This window comes from Vibrio sp. SCSIO 43132 (assembly GCF_019904195.1).
Taxonomy (GTDB): domain Bacteria; phylum Pseudomonadota; class Gammaproteobacteria; order Enterobacterales; family Vibrionaceae; genus Vibrio; species Vibrio nigripulchritudo.
Map to the genome: position 1 here is coordinate 3789029 of NZ_CP063199.1, position 16646 is coordinate 3805674.

Here is a 16646-nt window from a genome sequence, read left to right on the forward strand (position 1 = left end):
TCAAATAGATGTCTAGACGTATTTCATCTAAGCTATTATGCAGTTCATCACTAGGACACTTTTCCACCACAAGAGAGCTAATAGCTGCATTCTGAATGGGTCCGACAGACGACTTACAACTCTGTGCTGGACAAATAAAGTGGATTGAATAAAATCTGCGCTCCCTGTTTCTAGCAAAAAAAGGCATGACTTCATGGCGACACTTGATGTAAACCCAGAGCACTACCAAGCGCAACTGGAAGAAAAGACTCAGCGCCTGACTGAGATGTTTGCTCCGTTTAACGCCCCTGAACTTGAGGTGTTTGAATCGCCAGAGCAACACTATCGAATGCGCGCAGAGTTTCGCGTTTGGCATGAAGGTGAAGAGCTTTACTACATCATGTTTAATCAGGAAACGCGCGAGAAATACCGCGTCGACCAATTTCCTGCTGCCAGCCGATTGATCAATGACTTGATGCCTTTGCTTGTCGATGCAATGAAACACAACGACACCTTGCGCCGTAAACTATTCCAAGTGGACTTCCTTTCTACTTTGAGTGGCGAGATTCTGGTGTCTTTGCTTTACCATCGTCAGTTAGATGAAGCATGGGTTGAAGAGGCAAAAGCGCTCAAACAACGACTGAATGATGAAGGGTTTAATCTGAACCTAATTGGACGTGCCCGTAAAATGAAAATCGTGCTCGACCAAGACTACGTCGTTGAGAAGCTCAATGTGAATGGTGACACCTACATTTACCAGCAAGTCGAAAATAGCTTTACTCAGCCCAATGGTATCGTTGCGCAGAAGATGCTGGAGTGGGCAGTCGACTGTACACAAGAGAGCACTGGCGATTTGTTGGAACTGTATTGCGGAAACGGCAATTTCTCATTAGCACTTGCTCAGAATTTTGAGCGAGTACTGGCGACCGAACTGGCCAAGCCGTCAGTTGAATCAGCGCAATACAATATTGCCACCAATAAGATCGACAACGTACAAATCGTTCGCATGTCTGCCGAAGAGTTTACTGAAGCCATGGAAGGTAAGCGAGAATTCCGCCGCCTGAAACAGCAAAACGTTGACCTGAAAAGCTACAACTGCAACACCATATTTGTTGATCCTCCACGCGCAGGCATGGACGTAGACACTTGTAAAATGGTTCAGGGGTACGAGCGAATTATGTACATCTCTTGCAACCCAGATACGCTTAAAGAGAATCTGGATATCCTGAGTGAAACACATAATATCACTCGCTTTGCCTTGTTTGATCAGTTCCCATATACACACCATATGGAAGCGGGTGTTTTCCTGGAAAGAAAAGCTTAATGCAAAAAAAACCGCTCAGCTGAGCGGTTTTTTATATCTGGTCGATTTATTGAGGCTTGGCAATGTAGCCTAGCTTCTTCCCTACCCAGACCATGAGTATTAAGGTCACCATGATAGAGAAGAAATTGGAACCAGCTTCGGGGTGCTGAGCACCAACAAAAGCTGAATAGCCAAATGCTCCCACAAAGAAACACGCCAGCGCCACGAGCGGGATGTCTTCAGACACTGGATGACGTAAATATTCTTGGTATAGGTTTTGTACAGCAAGCACCAGTGCGATCACTGGGAAAATAGAGAAAGCGACTTCGCTAACCGTTAGAGCTGATAGCAAAGCGTTACCACACATACCAGCAATCAGAGCCAAAATGAGCGTTTTCTTTTCTGAGCCTTTATCGGCCGTTGGAGCTTCAGTAGACATTGCTTTATCCTGCCTTATTCTTTTTTAGTTCACGTTCTTTACGGTACACATGGGCACCTTTTGCAATCATGCGGAGCTGGGTAATCAGACGATTGGCCAACTCATCGCGTTCATCCCCTTCCAGATCCAAAGCTTCTGCTCCAGAACTGAATACCAGGGTTACCGACGCCTCTGCCTGAGTAAAGGCTTCTTCTCTTGTGACACCATTACCCACCAGATATTCCGTCAGCTCAGCAACAAAATGCTGGATTTCTCTGGCAACTGCTGCACGAAATTCAGATGACGTGCCAGAGCGTTCACGCAACAACAAACGAAATACGTTTGGGCTGCTCTCGATAAATTCCATAAAAGTATCGACCGAGGTTTTAATCACACTGCCTTCTTTGGCAATGCGCTGTCTTGCCTGACGCATCAGTTGACGAAGCAGCAATCCGCCTTCATCAACCATGGTTAAACCCAGTTCATCCATATCTTTAAAATGACGGTAAAAAGACGTTGGCGCAATGCCCGCCTCTCTCGCCACTTCACGTAAGCTTAGATTAGAAAAACTGCGATCGGCACTCAACTGGCTAAAAGCCGCATCTATCAATGAGCGCCGGGTTTTCTCTTTTTGTTGAGCACGGACACCCATGCTCTTTTTATTTTTCTCGTTTGTCATTCTTAACTACGCTTAATAAAGACACTGACCGAAAAGGCAAGCCTTACTATACCTCGAATGCCAGCATAGTCTATGAGACAAAGGTTGTTACTTTACGGATTTTTAAGTGAATTGCTTGCTCGCTACTCGAAGTTACTAATCAGTTCACAGTTTCAGAGTGAAACACAACGTGATCCTCTCCACTGTCTATTGGTCAGAGCATTTACCTGTAAAATGAAAGCGTTAAAATATCGCTATAGCAATGTTAACAATCATAACAAAAGGCAAATATATGACCTCAACGCACTTTGATGCAATAGTAATAGGCAGCGGTCCTGGTGGTGAAGGGGCAGCAATGGGCTTAACAAAGGCGGGGTTAAATGTTGCAATCATTGAGCGAGAGAGCAGTGTTGGCGGCGGTTGTACTCACTGGGGTACTATCCCGTCCAAAGCTTTGAGACATGCGGTAAGCCGTATAATCGAATTCAACAGTAACCCTCTCTTTTGCCACAATAATTCCAGCCTACACTCTACATTTTCCAATATCTTAGGGCATGCAAAAACCGTTATCGACAAGCAAACTCGTTTGAGACAAGGCTTTTACGACCGTAACGAATGCTCCCTTATTTTCGGCGAAGCGACATTTACAGACGGCAACACCGTCGCTGTCACCCAACCGGATGGCACCGTCGAGCACTACACTGCAGACAAATTCGTGATTGCCACAGGTTCCAGGCCTTACCGTCCAGCAGATGTCGACTTTGGTCACGATCGTATCTATGACAGCGATTCTATATTGTCACTGGAGCACGACCCCCGTCATATCATCATCTATGGTGCAGGCGTCATAGGTTGTGAGTACGCGTCTATCTTCCGTGGGTTAGGCGTAAAAACAGACCTAATCAACACTCGAGATCGCTTACTTTCTTTTCTGGATAATGAAACTTCTGATGCGCTTTCTTATCACTTCTGGAACAGTGGCGTCATTATTCGCAATGACGAAACTTATGAGCGAATTGAGGGTACAGACGAAGGTGTGATCATTCACCTTGAGTCCGGTAAAAAGATGCGTGCTGACTGCTTGCTTTATGCCAATGGTCGAACAGGTAACACAGATAAGCTAAACCTCGAAGCTGTTGGTCTGAAGCCCGACTCACGTGGTCAACTTGCCGTTAACTCCAATTACCAGACTTCGGTAGAGAATATCTATGCCGTCGGCGATGTCATTGGTTACCCAAGTCTTGCCAGTGCGGCTTATGACCAGGGACGATTTGTTGCACAAGCCATTACCAAAGGGCAAGCCGACAACCACCTGATTGAAGACATCCCAACAGGCATTTACACCATTCCGGAAATCAGTTCTGTAGGAAAAACAGAGCAAGAGCTGACGGCGGCAAAAATACCTTACGAAGTGGGACGTTCCTCCTTCAAGCACCTGGCTCGCGCACAGATAGCAGGCAAGGACATTGGCTCACTGAAGATTCTCTTCCACCGCGAAACCAAAGAAATCCTCGGTATCCACTGCTTTGGAGAGCGCGCTGCTGAAATCATTCATATCGGGCAAGCCATCATGGAACAGAAAGGTGAAGCCAATACAATTGAATACTTCGTGAATACGACCTTTAACTACCCAACGATGGCGGAAGCGTATCGTGTGGCAGCATTAAATGGTCTTAACCGTTTATTTTAATTGGATTTAAATCGATAAGGGTCAGCTACTTGCTGACCCTTTCTTTTAGGCAAGGAATGCATTTCTGCGCCACTGCCACGCGAAAACGACGGCGAGCCCAAGTCCACGCATCCCCATAAAACTCAACATGGCCATCCAGAGCGCATGGTTTCCAAAACCAGCAAACGCGTAGAACACCAGGAAAAAGCTGCACGTTGCGACAAACATACTGTTGCGCATCTCTTTTCCTTTCGTAGCACCAATAAATATGCCGTCGAGTAGAAAACACCACATGGAGACCAATGGCATGGCTATCAGCCAGGGCAGATAAATATTAGCGTGCTGCCGAACAATTGGAATATCTGTGATCAGACTGATCAACCCTGATCCCGCCAACGCAAAAGCAAACGTTAGACAGATACAGATGATCAGGCTCCAGAAAAATGTGCCTACCAAGGATTGTTTGAGCTGTCTTTCGTCTTTTGCACCAATTGCCTTACCGACCATCGCTTCCATCGCATACGCAAAACCGTCCATGCCATAGGAAATCATCATAAGAAAGCTCATCAGAACGGCATTAGCTGCGACTACGTCATCGCCAAAGCTTGCCCCTTGGAAGGTCATAAAGCTGAATGTGGCTTGCAAACATAAAGATCGCAGAAATATATCACGATTTAGGCGGACAAATTTGCCCATCCCATGCTTTAAGAATGGAAGCTGAGACAAGGGGGATGGCAATGTAAGGCGAGACCAGGTTTTGAAAACAAAAAACAACCCCAGTGTCATACCAGAGTAATCGGCTAATACAGACGCCAATGCCGCCCCTTCGACTTTCCAGCCTAAACCAATCACAAATATCACATCCAGAATGATATTGGTCAGATTGGAAACGATCACTATCCACATTGGTGCCTTGGCATTTTGCGTTCCCAAAAGCCAGCCTAGGATAACGAAGTTAGCCAAGGCAGCAGGCGCACTCCAAGCACGGATCGCAAAATACTGCTGACCGTAATGCTTCACTTGTTCGCTGGCATCACTGAAAGTAAATACCCAATCAGAAATCCACGGATACAGGAGCAGAAAGCCAAATGCAAACAGCCCTGCCATCGTCAGCCCCTGCATCAGCACTCGGCAAAGCTCTTCCCCGTTTTTCGCTCCACTCGCCTGGGCGGTTAACCCGGTAGTCGCCATTCGCAAAAAGCCAAGCAACCAGAAAGCAACACTGATCATCGTGCTACCTAGTGCGACGCCACCTAAATACCAGGCGTGTTCGAGGTGACCGATCACCGCCGCATCCACCAGCCCTAATAATGGGATAGTGATGTTGGAGAGCACCATTGGAATAGCAAGCCAGAGCACTTGTCTGTGCAGTGACCAATTAGATAAGAATGAAAGTTGGGATTTAAACACAGATGACCTCATCGTTTATGCCGACGAGGTTAGCGGTTAGTGGTTGATTAATCAATCACCATCGCATGTGGAGTAAGACCGGTGTCATTCGGTGTTTGAAGAAGGACATTTTTGACAACAAACGCTGCCAGCGTTTCCAGCGGCTACAGTTTTTATCCATTGGAGAATGAACGGTTGCCCATTGATACCAAGGGAGCCAGCTCAAGAGTTTTTCCTTCGGCTGTCTTATGGCGTGCTTGTAGCCACCACCGCCCAGCTTTTTCCCCCAATGTGAGTTGGCAAGATCGCCCGCCACAACAATACACGCTTGGGCATGTATAAAACGTCGACCTAAGGTTTGAAAAAACTTAGCGACTTGCTCTTCTTCGCAATCAAGCAAAGCGTGCTCACAAACAATCAATACAGGAGAGGAATCGGGGACAGGTAAATCGCCTAACCAATTGGTATCAACAACACTGCCGCATCTCAGTTGATAACGTTCGCTAGGGTGAAAGAGTTTTTGACGCCATAACAGGTTTTCACTGATGTCCAGCTCAAGCCAGTGGCATCGACCGTTGTCTAAACGATAAAAGCGGGTATCCAAGCCAGCACCTACGTTCAGTACCCACGCTTCTGGGTTGTCGATTAAGAAGTTTTTCACTCGTTCATCACACAACTGTGTGAGTGTTGCGTTTAGTAACTGCTTCTGATCGACATCTCCAGCCAAACATTCAGGCGCAAGCTCACATCGCTGGCATGCACTGGCAGCAATAGGATCATAAACCAAACCATCGTCAACTAAGCTCTCTCTGCTTCGCAGCCACATTGGCTGAAGCAGATTCGCTGGTATGCGATAGTGCGATTTAGGTCGCTTGAAATGTGGCTGAGTCATTATCATCTTCCCTACAATAATAGCTAGATGATAATGACTATCATTTAATAATGCAAAATTTAATTACATCCAATCTGCATTTCTGATGACGCCAACAGCAATTCCTTCTATTGCCAGGTGCTGAGCAGTCAGATCCACTTTGATCGGTTCAAACTCTTCATTCTCAGCGTGCAGAAGAACGGTTGATCCTTTACGTTCAAGGCGTTTCACCGTTACGTCTTCATCGACACGAGCCACGACAACCTGACCATCGCGTACATCTTGAGTTTTATGAACAGCCAGCAAATCGCCATCCATGATGCCGATGTCCTTCATACTCATCCCGTTAACACGAAGTAAGAAATCCGCTTGAGGCTTAAACATCGCAGGGTCGACCTGGTAATGCGTTTCTACGTGCTCTTGTGCCAGGATAGGCTCACCTGCCGCAACCTGACCGATCAAAGGCAAACCTTCTTCTTCCGGATCATCTTCAAGCAGAATTCGGATGCCTCGTGAAGCGCCGGGAATGATCTCGATGGCTTCTTTTCTGGCAAGCGCTTTAAGGTGTTCTTCAGCGGCATTTGCAGAACGAAACCCCAGTTCACGTGCGATTTCAGCACGAGTCGGGGGCATACCTGATGCATCAATCTTATCTTTAATCAGATCGAAGACTTGTTGTTGGCGCGGCGTTAGTGGCTTCATGTCTCACCTGTCTTTTTATACAGTTAACTGTGAGTATATCCAGTAACTGAACGATTTCAAAGACAATTGTTTATTTTTTAACGGATTTGTCTTTTTACCTTCACTTCTCATGCCATTTTATCCACTACACTTTTCTGAATTGGCATCTTTACAATCACCACTTGTGCAATGGGTATTAAAAGCGGGATCCACCGTTATGCAGATGAGATATTACAAAAATGGGATAAAAGGTTAGACCAGTTTCTGCTATCCTTGCTGCGCAATTATTCAGGTGGTCATGTTTTAAACACATAACCACCGTCACACACATGCTGAGGCAAACATTCACTATGTCTTCTGGACAAACGCTTTCTCGAACTTTGATGAAACTGCCGCTTTCCGTATTGGTGAAAGGCACGACCATCCCATCAAATCCAGTGGAAGATTTGGGCATTGATATCACTAAGCCCATTGTTTACGCACTCCCATTTCGCTCCAACGTCGACTTGCTGACATTTCAGCGATACGCCATTGAACTCGGACTCCCAGATCCGCTATCTGCGCTGGAGATAAATGGTCAGCCATTTGGTCGGTTTGTGTTTACCTCATCACGCCCAACCTTGATTCAGGATGATCATGACGCGCCATCAGAGTCGGTTGACCTGTTTACGGAACTGCTAAAACTGCACACCGATGACAGCGATTTGGATGTTCAGGTAATTCCTGTCAGTGTGATGTGGGGAAGAAAACCCGGTAAAGAAGACCGTCAGAAGCCTTATCTGGAAAGTATGAATGGCCCACAGAAAGCAAAAGCACTTTTGCTTTCTGGTCGCGATTGTCTAGTCCGATTCAGCCCCGTTGTGTCTCTTCGATTCATGGCAGACAGTCACGGCACCGACAAAGAAATTGCGCATAAATTAACGCGCGTTGCCCGCATTCACTTTTCTCGTCAGAAACTCGCTGCTTCAGGACCAAACTTGCCTGAGCGTCAGGCTCTGTTTCAACGGTTGTTGCGCTCAGAAGCGATAAAGAAAGCCGTCGAGGATGAAGCCAAGAGCAAAGGCATCACCATTGAGAAGGCTGAAAAAGAAGCCAGAACCATCATGGATGAAGTGGCTGCGGACTTCTCTTACTCCTTAATAAAGAAAGGTGATCGCTTTTTGGGGTGGTTGTGGAATAAGCTTTATCAAGGCTTGAACATCAACAATGCATCAACGGTGCGAAAACTCGCCCAGGATGGTCACGAGATTGTTTACGTGCCCTGTCACCGCAGCCATATGGACTATCTGTTGCTGTCTTATGTTCTTTATCAGGAAGGAATGGTGCCACCTCATATTGCCGCTGGCATCAATCTGAATTTCTTCCCTGCAGGACCGATTTTCCGTCGTGGTGGTGCGTTCTTTATTCGTCGCAGCTTTAAAGGCAATAAGCTTTACTCCACTATCTTCCGTGAATATCTGGCAGAACTGTTTGCCAAAGGTTACTCAGTGGAATATTTCAGTGAAGGTGGTCGCTCTCGTACCGGTCGCTTACTTCAGGCGAAAACCGGCATGCTGGCAATGACTATTCAAGCTATGCTCCGAGGTTTGAACCGCCCTGTGACTCTGGTTCCTGTATACATCGGTTATGAGCACGTAATGGAAGTCTCGACCTATGCCAAAGAGCTTCGAGGTAAACGCAAAGAGAAAGAGAATGCGGGTCTGGTTCTTAAAACTCTGCGTAAGCTTCGCAATTTTGGTCGGGGTTATGTGAATTTTGGTGAACCCATTCCGCTCAATCAGTATCTGAATGAGCACGTGCCTGAATGGACAAACGACATCGACCCGGTAGATAGTCCGAAACCTCAGTGGATGACACCAGTCGTGAATCAGCTGGCTGAAAAGATGATGACGCACATCAACGATGCAGCAGCGACCAATGCTTTGACTCTGTGTGCTCTGGCTTTGCTGGCTTCTCGCCAGCGTGCACTGTCACACGACACACTTGTTCTGCAGATAGACAGCTATTTAGCACTTCTGCGACAGGTGCCTTATTCCAGCACTAGCACCACACCCGATACGGATGCTGAAGCGCTAGTGAAGCATGCCGTCGGGCTGGACAAGTTTGTGATAGAGCCCGATACCATGGGCGATATCGTGTCGCTGGATCGCCAGCAATCAATTTTGATGACCTATTACCGCAATAACATCATTCACCTGTTCGCCATTCCATCACTGATCGCTCAGTCGGTGGTTCAGCACGAAAGCTTGTCGGTGTCCAAATTGACGGAAATCGTCACGACCTTATATCCGTTCTTAAAGAAAGAGCTTTTCTTACATTACGGTGAAGACGACATCGCTGACGTTGTGGAAAAAACCGTTGCTGAGTTCGCGAGACAGGAGATTGTGTATCTGGATGGCGATACTGTGTCCATTAGCCAGAAGCGCATTCAGTCACTGATTTTGTACGCTCGTACAATTCAGGAAACGTTGCAGCGCTACTCCATTGCCATTACTCAACTGGCAGATGCCCCTGAGTTAGGCAGAGCAGAGCTGGAGCAACGCAGCCAGCAAGTCGCTCAGCGCCTTGGTCGACTGCATGGTATCAATGCGCCTGAGTTTTTTGATAAAGGGGTGTTTGCGGCACTATTCAGTACCCTAAAAGATCAGGAATATCTGGATTTAGATGGTCAGTGCGACCTGTCCAAAACAAAGGAGCTGGCTTGCACCTTGTCGAAGTTGCTGCCAACCGAAGTCAAACTGACCATTCAGGAAAGCCGTCAGTCAGAAGGTTAATGGCATTTCTCAGATAGAAAAAGACCACCCAAGGGTGGTCTTTTTTTGTTAGCGATTTAAGTCACCGCAATCACTTCCGATGGCGTATGAGGCGCTACGGAGTGCCCATAATGGTATTTAATGATGGTACGGCGCTTGGCCATTTTCCCTTCATTAATCGCTGCGTTCAGCACGCTGGCTGGCAGCCGGAAACGAATGGTGTATCCCTTTCCTTGTCGGGCACTGTATGTTTGCAGTGCGATCAAATCAAACAACCGCTCAAGCTTGTCGACTGGCTCTTCGTGATACTCGGTCTCTGCGTCAGAATCCAGCTCATAGTCTGGGTGGTCTTCCGCATTCCAAGCCGCACGTCTTCGACGCTTCTCCTCTAGCGTTGCCCTTCGTTCCGCACTCGACTTGTTCAGTTCCGCTGGCGGAGCCACGGGTTCCCTGACCTTGTTGTCGCGTGCAACTTGTTCGGTTTGTATATTGACCGACGGGGCAATCAGCGGAACGCTGGCACTGGTCGGGTTGACTAACATAACAAACCTCCCACAAAGGTAATGATTGCCACAACTACCATAAAGTCATGGTGTTGTGGCGTTCCGCCCATACGGGCAATCACAAGACTAAACTGTATACAGTTTAGCCTGCTAATCACTTTAACGGCAGGTTGCTCAATTTATTTACAGAACTCGGTGATCTTTTCGCAAAACTCATCGAGCTCTGTCATAAATGGAGCGTGCGATGACTGCTCGAACGTATGAGAAATACTAGCGGGAGACCAGTGTGCCATGTCTTTCGAAACCTTGATTGGTACCAGTCCGTCCAGGCGACCATAAACTCGCAGAAAGGGGATATCGATGTTTGTAAGCTGCTCCCTCAAATCCACGTCAGCAAGAATGTCTAAGCCAGCAAGCAACACTTCTTGATTCGGTAACGGGCGCGACAAAACAGCGTGTTTTAGCTGTTTTACATCCTGACGAGCAGAGGGGCTGCCCATTGCCTGAAGCGCCATAAAACGTTCTACCGTTAACTGGAAATCTTCTACCAACTGCTGTGTAAACATGGTTAACACATTTGGCTGTATGCCACGCCAGGGTTTTGCTGCCGCAAACTTTGGTGAACTTGCAACGGTCACTAACTTAGATACGCGTTCTTTGTGATTCAGAGCAGCGTGAGTTGCAACCAAGCCACCTAATGACCATCCGAGCCAAATCGCTTGTTTCGGCGCGTCTTTCAGCACTTCTTCAACTATAGATTCTAAATTCAACGCTGATACCGCATTGCTGTGCCCGTATCCGGGTAAATCAACCACATGTACAGAAAAATGTTCAGACAGGTTTTCAGCCGTTTGCTGCCAGACAGCGCCGTTCATTCCCCATCCATGTAACAAAACCAAGTCGGGTCCTTGCCCGAAAGACTGCCAATACAACGACGTCGTCATGCTTTTCTCTCTTAAACCGTTTTTCGAACATTTAATGGGATACCATGCCCATTAACTTTAACTATTTGAATACGTTATGGTGATTTCCAGCTGGCTAAAGCTCAAATTACACCGTTATTTTAATCTGCAATGCCCGCTATGTGGTCTGAACATTGAAGAGCCCACACCAGAAACACGATGGTGCAGACATTGCCTGAACAGCATGAGCGATCCTTGCCGTTGCCAATGCTGCGGGCTACCGACTTTGGAACCTGTTGAATTCTGTGGTGAGTGCTTAAGCAACCCGCCTCCCTGGCGCCGTCTGTATTGTGTAAACGACTATCGTCCACCGCTTTCGCATTATATCCACAGCCTGAAATTTCAGCATCAGTTTCGTCTAGCCCCTGACCTCAGCTACTTACTTGCGCAGAAAATTGCAGAGCCTGCCGATGTGATTACTTCTGTCCCGCTTCACTGGCGCAGAGAACTGATACGCGGCTACAACCAGAGTGACCATCTGGCAAGAGCATTGTGTCAGCATCTTAATATGCCCGAACGATTTAATCCGAATCTGTTCAAGCGGGTGAAATATACTGCACCTCAACTCGGTCAGGATAAAAAGGCGAGGCATAGAAACCTTTATGGTGCTTTTCGGTTAATTGCGCCTCCAGCTGCAAAGCGCGTAGCAATCGTCGACGATGTGGTGACAACGGGCAGCACTATCCGACAAATGTGTAATTTACTGCTTGATGTTGGCGTAGAAACCATCGATATTTACTGCATATGCCGAACCCCTGAGCCGAAATAGCTAAAATAAGTTATGACTTAAAAAGCTGGATCGATTTACTCACGGGGGTAAAATGGTCAAATAGTTTACTAAATTACTTGGGTATTGGTCGTGTCGAATACAATTACTATTACAGAAAATGCACAGTCTCACTTTGCGAAATTGCTGGAACAGCAGCCAGAAGGTACGAACATTCGTGTTTTCGTGGTCAACCCAGGCACTCAAAACGCAGAATGTGGCGTGTCTTATTGCCCACCAGAAGCCGTAGAAGCCAGCGACACTGAGCTGGAATATGAATATTTCTCTGCGTTTGTCGACGAGCTGAGTATGCCTTTCCTTGAAGATGCAGAAATCGACTTTGTCACTGATAAAATGGGCTCGCAACTGACTCTGAAAGCACCTAACGCAAAAATGCGTAAAGTGTCTGATGATGCCCCTCTGATGGAGCGTGTTGAATACGCGATTCAAACTCAGGTTAACCCTCAGCTTGCTGGTCACGGTGGTCACGTCAGCCTAATTGAAATTACTGACGATGGTATTGCATTGGTTCAGTTTGGTGGCGGTTGTAACGGCTGTTCAATGGTCGACGTAACGCTTAAGGAAGGTATCGAGAAAGAGCTTCTGGCTCAGTTTGAAGGTGAACTGACAGCGGTACGAGACTCTACCGAACACGATCGTGGTGAACACTCTTACTACTAATATCGTTTCAGCAAAACAGATACAAGAAAGCCGGGTAAACATACCCGGCTTTTTCATTGGCTTGAATCAAAATTAAGCCAGAAATATGATTACAGCTTGCTCCAAGCTGAGTCCCATGCCCAACCAGTACCTGGTGCGTATGCACCACCAGCTGAACACCAAAGACCACCTGGGAAGCCTAAGCACTGATAACGGTTACCGTCTTCAGCTAGAACAACCGTACCAAACGTGTAGTTTGAGATGCCTTCTGGGTAAAGAAAGTCGTAGGTACCGCCGTTACCACCGCCTGTCGTTGTCGCTTCTGCACTTACGTTCGCAGTGTAAACTGACGTGCCTTTGTCTGTAGAGAAGGACAGTTGTGCTTTCGCGGTGCCTGCTGCGCTTGCACCAAACTCAACTGATACCTGACAGCTTTGGTTCGCGGTCAAAGTAGATTGAGAACAGTTGTCAGCACCAATAACAGGGGTAGATGCCACACCAGAACCAGCAACAGATACTGTGTTCAATGTGAAGGCTTCGGTACCTGTGTTTTTAATGCTAAAGGTATGCGACTTGGTTTCACCAACTTTGAATGAAGCCAGCGATTGATCTTTAGTGTAACCGACAGAGTAGTTACCACCTGGAGCAGAGATTACCGTGTCCAACCAGCCACGAAGTGCTGCTATGTCGCTGTAAACACCATAGTTACCAGCGGCAGCACAACCAATACCCCAGCTTACAACACCAAGCTGTGTAATTGTTCCTGAACGGTTCACAACGATCGGACCACCACTGTCACCCTGACAGGAGTCCTTTCCGCCCTGCGGAAGACCAGCACAGAACTCTACACTACCAACATTGTTGTATGGTCCACCCGCTGCACGACAAGTTGCGTCAGAAACTAGTGGTACGTCTACTTCTTGTAAGCGAGAAGGAGATGCGCCTCCCGAAGAAAGTCGACCTAAACCAGCTACAGATAGAAGATCACCAATGCCAGCGTACTGGCTTAAAGAACCTGCTGCAATTTCGACAGTGGTCGCCGTTGGAAGCACTCGATCCAACTTAAGTACAGCGATGTCGTTTTTGTAGGTACTAGAATTGTAGTTAGGATGCATGTGGATCTGAGTAACGTTAGCGCGCTGTCCGTCGTTTCCACGACGCGTCTTAGCACCAACTCGTACAGATACCCCCGAGGCTTGAGCGCCATCCACACAGTGTGCAGCAGTCAATACGTAACCGTCACCCAGATTACTGCCGCCACAAGAATAAGTTTTGTTGCCTATCTTGATCTGCAGGTGGCTGAAAAAACCCCAATTTGCAGTGTTGGCATCGCCACCACCAACAATACGTGGTGTTACTTCAAACCCAGCTCCTGGTATTTCCGCACCAATGGTTGCCATAGGTGCTAGCATGGCTGTGACTAGGGCCATATTCCTTGTTATTTTCAAAATATTATCCTCATATTTTTTATATTAAGCCGTCGACAGGTGCCGAACGGTCTATATAAACAAGCATGTTTTTTGAAAAATCCAAGGTGCCGGGGAAGGAAAAATTTTAGCCTGCGAGCGTAATTTTATAAAAAAGTAATTGACCTGTTTATCAACAGATTTTTTTTGATTGAGAAGCCTTCAATTACAGAATAAAACTCTGTAATCAAAAAAAGAATCAAGCAGGATAAATGGGATCTGCAGCCAAGCAGATCCCTGCTAGAAGAAGGGAGAAATCGACTTCTATCGAGTTAACAGAATGGAATCCCAAGGGAGTTCTTCATCACCCAAAACAATAAAATTAGGATTTTCTAATGTTTCGCGTTCGTTATATGAAAGCGGTTCCAGCTTGGTGCTGAGTATCCGCCCTCCTGCTTCACTCACAATGCACTGAGTCGCAGCGGTGTCCCATTCTCCAGTTGGTCCCAATCGCAGGTAGCAGTCCACCGCTCCTTCAGCCACCAAACAGGCTTTCAAAGCTGCCGAACCTAACGGTACTAACTCAAAATTCCACGAAGGGCACAGCTTACTGGTAATGCTGTTAATATCCTGACGGCGACTAATCGCAATCGCTAAAGATTGGCTGTCTCCATGATGACGGTGTGTTTCGATGGCAACGCTTTCGTCCATGTCCGGAATTTTCCACGCACCTTTGCCTTTGTACGCATAGTAGGTCACGCCAGACACTGGGGCGTAAACCACCCCCATCACAGGTTCGTTGTCTTCTACCAATGCAATGATGGTGGCAAAGTCACCACTTCGAGCGATGAACTCCTGGGTTCCGTCCAGTGGGTCGACCAGCCAGTAGCGACTCCACTGAGAACGCTTTTCAAGGCTAATGTCCGCTGCTTCTTCAGAAAGTACTGGGATATCCGGTGTTAACTCGCTCAACTGTTCAACAATCAGCTTATGGGCTGCAATGTCAGCACTGGTAACCGGTGTCTCATCGGACTTAGTGTATTCTTCGTATTGTTTATTTTCGTAGATATCATGGATAAGTTGCCCTGCACTGCGGGCAACGGTGATAACTGAAGGGATAAGGTGAGAAAGATCTTCCGCCATAGGGCATTTCCTTACTCAGACGTGTTTAAATACCGCTGAGCTAACATCAGTGCAGTAATACTGCGGGCTTCACAAAAATCCAGATGGGTCAGCAGCTCATCGGCTTGCTGCAGAGGCCACCGAACCAACTCTAAAGGCTCAGGCTCATCCCCTTCCAGTGATTCAGGATACAAATCTCGCGCCAGAAAAAGCGTCATCTTACTTGAGAAGTAAGACGGTGCCAGCACCACCTGTTTTAGCGGTGTCAGTTCTTTTGCGCCGTATCCAATTTCTTCTTTTAATTCTCTGTTTGCTGCTTCGTCTGGAGTTTCACCCGGGTCTACCAAACCTTTCGGGAACCCCAACTCGTAGCGCTCGGTACCTGCGGCATACTCGCGCACTAACAGCAAATCACCCTGTTCGGTCACTGGCACAATCATTACAGCTGAGCGACCGCTGGGTTTCATTCTTTCATAGACGCGCTCTTCCCCATTAGAGAAACGTAAGTCGAGCGACTCTATAGTAAACAGTTTAGATTGGGCGACCGTTTTTGTAGCCAAAATTTGTGGCTTTTTTTCTTCTGCCATAACTTTCCCTTAAGATTCGACCCAACTTTTTAACACGACCAATATATCATCAAAAAAACCGTTCTGTTGAGCTTTCAAGATTGATTTTTGTTCGTATTGAGACATTTAGTTTTCTAAGGCAGGGAGTTACGGCTCAGTGAGACTGAGCCGTTCGAGATATCAAAGGCGCCCAGAGTATTGGAATGGGTACTGACCTTGATTATTTGGATTGCCCAGCCAGTTTAGCTGGCTAGACATTGAAGGGGGAAATTCTGCACCGGGTTTAAACCAAGCTGTCACATTGTACTGTTGGTTTGGAGACAAGTTTGCATCAAAGGCACTGGTTACCTGCGCATGTTTCTGCTCACCTTTTGCAGTAAGCGTATTGTCTTCACAGATGATGTCAGATGTCACTTCACCAAGTACCAGCTCACCCAAAGGTGTACCTAGCTTGCCACCGTTCCATGCCAAGTTTCCGGTTGCGCTCTGACACCATGGTTGACCGTACTGAAAGTCTTTAATCGCCAGTTCCAGTTGCCCCTGAACATCCACAGGTGCCGGAACCTGAGCAAACCTCAATACGTTTTCAGCAGGCATAGACGCAAAAATATTCTCGCCATACAGGCCACCAAAACCAAAGCCAACTGCTCCTTTACCGTGAAGTTGAAGCTCACTGCCTCGCCCAAAACGAACTAAAAATTCGGCTTTTCCACTGACCAAAGCAGAAGGCTGAAAATTCCAGCTTAGCTGACCAAAGTTCTGACCCTGCCACGCGACGTTGGAAGCCTGACCGCGCCAAACAGACCCAGTTAAATGACCAAGCTCTAAGCCTCGAACTTTCGGAGCATACTGATAAACAAATGACACTGGCATGTGCACAACCAGGCTAACAATCAGCACCAGAACAAATACAGACACATACCCTAAAAAACGCTTCAAG

Annotated in this window: 16 protein-coding genes; 5 read left to right on the forward strand and 11 right to left on the reverse strand. The window is 47.1% G+C overall.

All coding sequences use genetic code 11. From position 1 onward, the window contains the following. The first annotated feature begins 193 nt into the window (after nucleotides 1-193). Nucleotides 194-1303 (forward strand): tRNA (uridine(54)-C5)-methyltransferase TrmA, encoded by a 1110-nt coding sequence (trmA, locus tag INR79_RS17155; RefSeq protein ID WP_223095247.1) that lies wholly within the window; start codon nucleotides 194-196, stop codon nucleotides 1301-1303. A 46-nt stretch (nucleotides 1304-1349) separates the two neighbouring features. Here trmA and INR79_RS17160 read toward each other — a convergent pair whose 3' ends face one another. Together INR79_RS17160 and fabR are read right to left on the reverse strand one after the other, a co-directional pair. Then, nucleotides 1350-1721 (reverse strand): YijD family membrane protein, encoded by a 372-nt coding sequence (locus INR79_RS17160; RefSeq protein ID WP_004404541.1) that lies wholly within the window; start codon nucleotides 1719-1721, stop codon nucleotides 1350-1352. A 4-nt stretch (nucleotides 1722-1725) separates the two neighbouring features. Further along, nucleotides 1726-2352, reverse strand: coding sequence for an HTH-type transcriptional repressor FabR (gene fabR, locus INR79_RS17165; RefSeq protein WP_022551820.1), 627 nt, complete (start codon nucleotides 2350-2352; stop codon nucleotides 1726-1728). Between the two features lie 298 nt (nucleotides 2353-2650). Between fabR and sthA the strand changes: the two genes are divergently transcribed. Continuing rightward, complete coding sequence (gene sthA, locus INR79_RS17170; RefSeq protein ID WP_004404537.1) at nucleotides 2651-4048, forward strand: Si-specific NAD(P)(+) transhydrogenase; 1398 nt, start codon at nucleotides 2651-2653, stop codon at nucleotides 4046-4048. A 45-nt stretch (nucleotides 4049-4093) separates the two neighbouring features. On the opposite strand, the gene dinF is transcribed toward sthA, so the two are convergent. From dinF to lexA, 3 genes are all read right to left on the reverse strand, one after another. Continuing rightward, a complete protein-coding gene (gene dinF, locus INR79_RS17175) occupies nucleotides 4094-5449 on the reverse strand; it encodes an MATE family efflux transporter DinF (RefSeq protein WP_223095249.1) in 1356 nt (451 codons plus the stop codon). 43 nt (nucleotides 5450-5492) lie between these two features. Then, nucleotides 5493-6308, reverse strand: coding sequence for a class I SAM-dependent methyltransferase (locus INR79_RS17180; protein WP_223095251.1), 816 nt, complete (start codon nucleotides 6306-6308; stop codon nucleotides 5493-5495). Between the two features lie 63 nt (nucleotides 6309-6371). Further along, on the reverse strand, nucleotides 6372-6989 hold the full coding sequence (lexA, locus tag INR79_RS17185) for a transcriptional repressor LexA (RefSeq protein WP_004404532.1): 618 nt from the start codon (nucleotides 6987-6989) through the stop codon (nucleotides 6372-6374). A 329-nt stretch (nucleotides 6990-7318) separates the two neighbouring features. Here lexA and plsB point away from each other — a divergent pair, with 329 nt between their 5' ends. Beyond that, the gene (plsB, locus tag INR79_RS17190) at nucleotides 7319-9742 is read left to right on the forward strand and encodes a glycerol-3-phosphate 1-O-acyltransferase PlsB (RefSeq protein ID WP_223095253.1); all 2424 of its coding nucleotides are present in this window, start codon (nucleotides 7319-7321) and stop codon (nucleotides 9740-9742) included. A gap of 56 nt (nucleotides 9743-9798) precedes the next feature. On the opposite strand, the gene INR79_RS17195 is transcribed toward plsB, so the two are convergent. Together INR79_RS17195 and bioH are read right to left on the reverse strand one after the other, a co-directional pair. Further along, complete coding sequence (locus INR79_RS17195) at nucleotides 9799-10263, reverse strand: hypothetical protein (RefSeq protein ID WP_004404522.1); 465 nt, start codon at nucleotides 10261-10263, stop codon at nucleotides 9799-9801. A 140-nt stretch (nucleotides 10264-10403) separates the two neighbouring features. Further along, nucleotides 10404-11168 (reverse strand): pimeloyl-ACP methyl ester esterase BioH, encoded by a 765-nt coding sequence (bioH, locus tag INR79_RS17200; RefSeq protein WP_223095254.1) that lies wholly within the window; start codon nucleotides 11166-11168, stop codon nucleotides 10404-10406. 76 nt (nucleotides 11169-11244) lie between these two features. Here bioH and INR79_RS17205 point away from each other — a divergent pair, with 76 nt between their 5' ends. Beyond that, the gene (locus tag INR79_RS17205) at nucleotides 11245-11955 is read left to right on the forward strand and encodes a ComF family protein (protein ID WP_223095256.1); all 711 of its coding nucleotides are present in this window, start codon (nucleotides 11245-11247) and stop codon (nucleotides 11953-11955) included. Nucleotides 11956-12045: 90 nt separating this feature from the next. Continuing rightward, the gene (nfuA, locus tag INR79_RS17210; RefSeq protein WP_004404517.1) at nucleotides 12046-12633 is read left to right on the forward strand and encodes a Fe-S biogenesis protein NfuA; all 588 of its coding nucleotides are present in this window, start codon (nucleotides 12046-12048) and stop codon (nucleotides 12631-12633) included. An 89-nt stretch (nucleotides 12634-12722) separates the two neighbouring features. Here nfuA and INR79_RS17215 read toward each other — a convergent pair whose 3' ends face one another. The 4 genes from INR79_RS17215 to INR79_RS17230 form a co-directional block, all read right to left on the reverse strand. Further along, nucleotides 12723-14042, reverse strand: a complete 1320-nt coding sequence (locus INR79_RS17215) for a trypsin-like serine protease (RefSeq protein ID WP_223095258.1) — start codon at nucleotides 14040-14042, stop codon at nucleotides 12723-12725. Between the two features lie 300 nt (nucleotides 14043-14342). Continuing rightward, nucleotides 14343-15161: a 3'(2'),5'-bisphosphate nucleotidase CysQ gene (gene cysQ, locus INR79_RS17220; protein ID WP_022551827.1), complete on the reverse strand. Its 819-nt coding sequence runs from the start codon at nucleotides 15159-15161 to the stop codon at nucleotides 14343-14345. 11 nt (nucleotides 15162-15172) lie between these two features. After that, the gene (gene nudE, locus INR79_RS17225) at nucleotides 15173-15727 is read right to left on the reverse strand and encodes an ADP compounds hydrolase NudE (RefSeq protein WP_022596696.1); all 555 of its coding nucleotides are present in this window, start codon (nucleotides 15725-15727) and stop codon (nucleotides 15173-15175) included. 159 nt (nucleotides 15728-15886) lie between these two features. Further along, nucleotides 15887-16645 carry a type II secretion system protein N gene (locus INR79_RS17230; RefSeq protein ID WP_004404510.1) on the reverse strand — a complete coding sequence of 253 codons (759 nt, stop codon included), beginning with the start codon at nucleotides 16643-16645 and terminating at the stop codon, nucleotides 15887-15889. Between the last annotated feature and the right edge of the window lies 1 nt (nucleotide 16646).

Bases quoted from the DNA above. Each gene is read 5' to 3' on its own strand.
- cysQ (WP_022551827.1), bottom strand. From the start codon at position 15,161: ATGGCGGAAGATCTTTCTCACCTTATCCCTTCAGTTATCACCGTTGCC.
- fabR (WP_022551820.1), bottom strand. From the start codon at position 2,352: ATGGGTGTCCGTGCTCAACAAAAAGAGAAAACCCGGCGCTCATTGATA.
- INR79_RS17205 (WP_223095256.1), top strand. From the start codon at position 11,245: ATGGTGATTTCCAGCTGGCTAAAGCTCAAATTACACCGTTATTTTAAT.
- lexA (WP_004404532.1), bottom strand. From the start codon at position 6,989: ATGAAGCCACTAACGCCGCGCCAACAACAAGTCTTCGATCTGATTAAA.
- trmA (WP_223095247.1), top strand. From the start codon at position 194: ATGGCGACACTTGATGTAAACCCAGAGCACTACCAAGCGCAACTGGAA.
- plsB (WP_223095253.1), top strand. From the start codon at position 7,319: ATGTCTTCTGGACAAACGCTTTCTCGAACTTTGATGAAACTGCCGCTT.
- INR79_RS17180 (WP_223095251.1), bottom strand. From the start codon at position 6,308: ATGACTCAGCCACATTTCAAGCGACCTAAATCGCACTATCGCATACCA.
- INR79_RS17215 (WP_223095258.1), bottom strand. From the start codon at position 14,042: ATGGCCCTAGTCACAGCCATGCTAGCACCTATGGCAACCATTGGTGCG.
- sthA (WP_004404537.1), top strand. From the start codon at position 2,651: ATGACCTCAACGCACTTTGATGCAATAGTAATAGGCAGCGGTCCTGGT.
- INR79_RS17160 (WP_004404541.1), bottom strand. From the start codon at position 1,721: ATGTCTACTGAAGCTCCAACGGCCGATAAAGGCTCAGAAAAGAAAACG.
- INR79_RS17195 (WP_004404522.1), bottom strand. From the start codon at position 10,263: ATGTTAGTCAACCCGACCAGTGCCAGCGTTCCGCTGATTGCCCCGTCG.
- dinF (WP_223095249.1), bottom strand. From the start codon at position 5,449: ATGAGGTCATCTGTGTTTAAATCCCAACTTTCATTCTTATCTAATTGG.
- bioH (WP_223095254.1), bottom strand. From the start codon at position 11,168: ATGACGACGTCGTTGTATTGGCAGTCTTTCGGGCAAGGACCCGACTTG.
- nudE (WP_022596696.1), bottom strand. From the start codon at position 15,727: ATGGCAGAAGAAAAAAAGCCACAAATTTTGGCTACAAAAACGGTCGCC.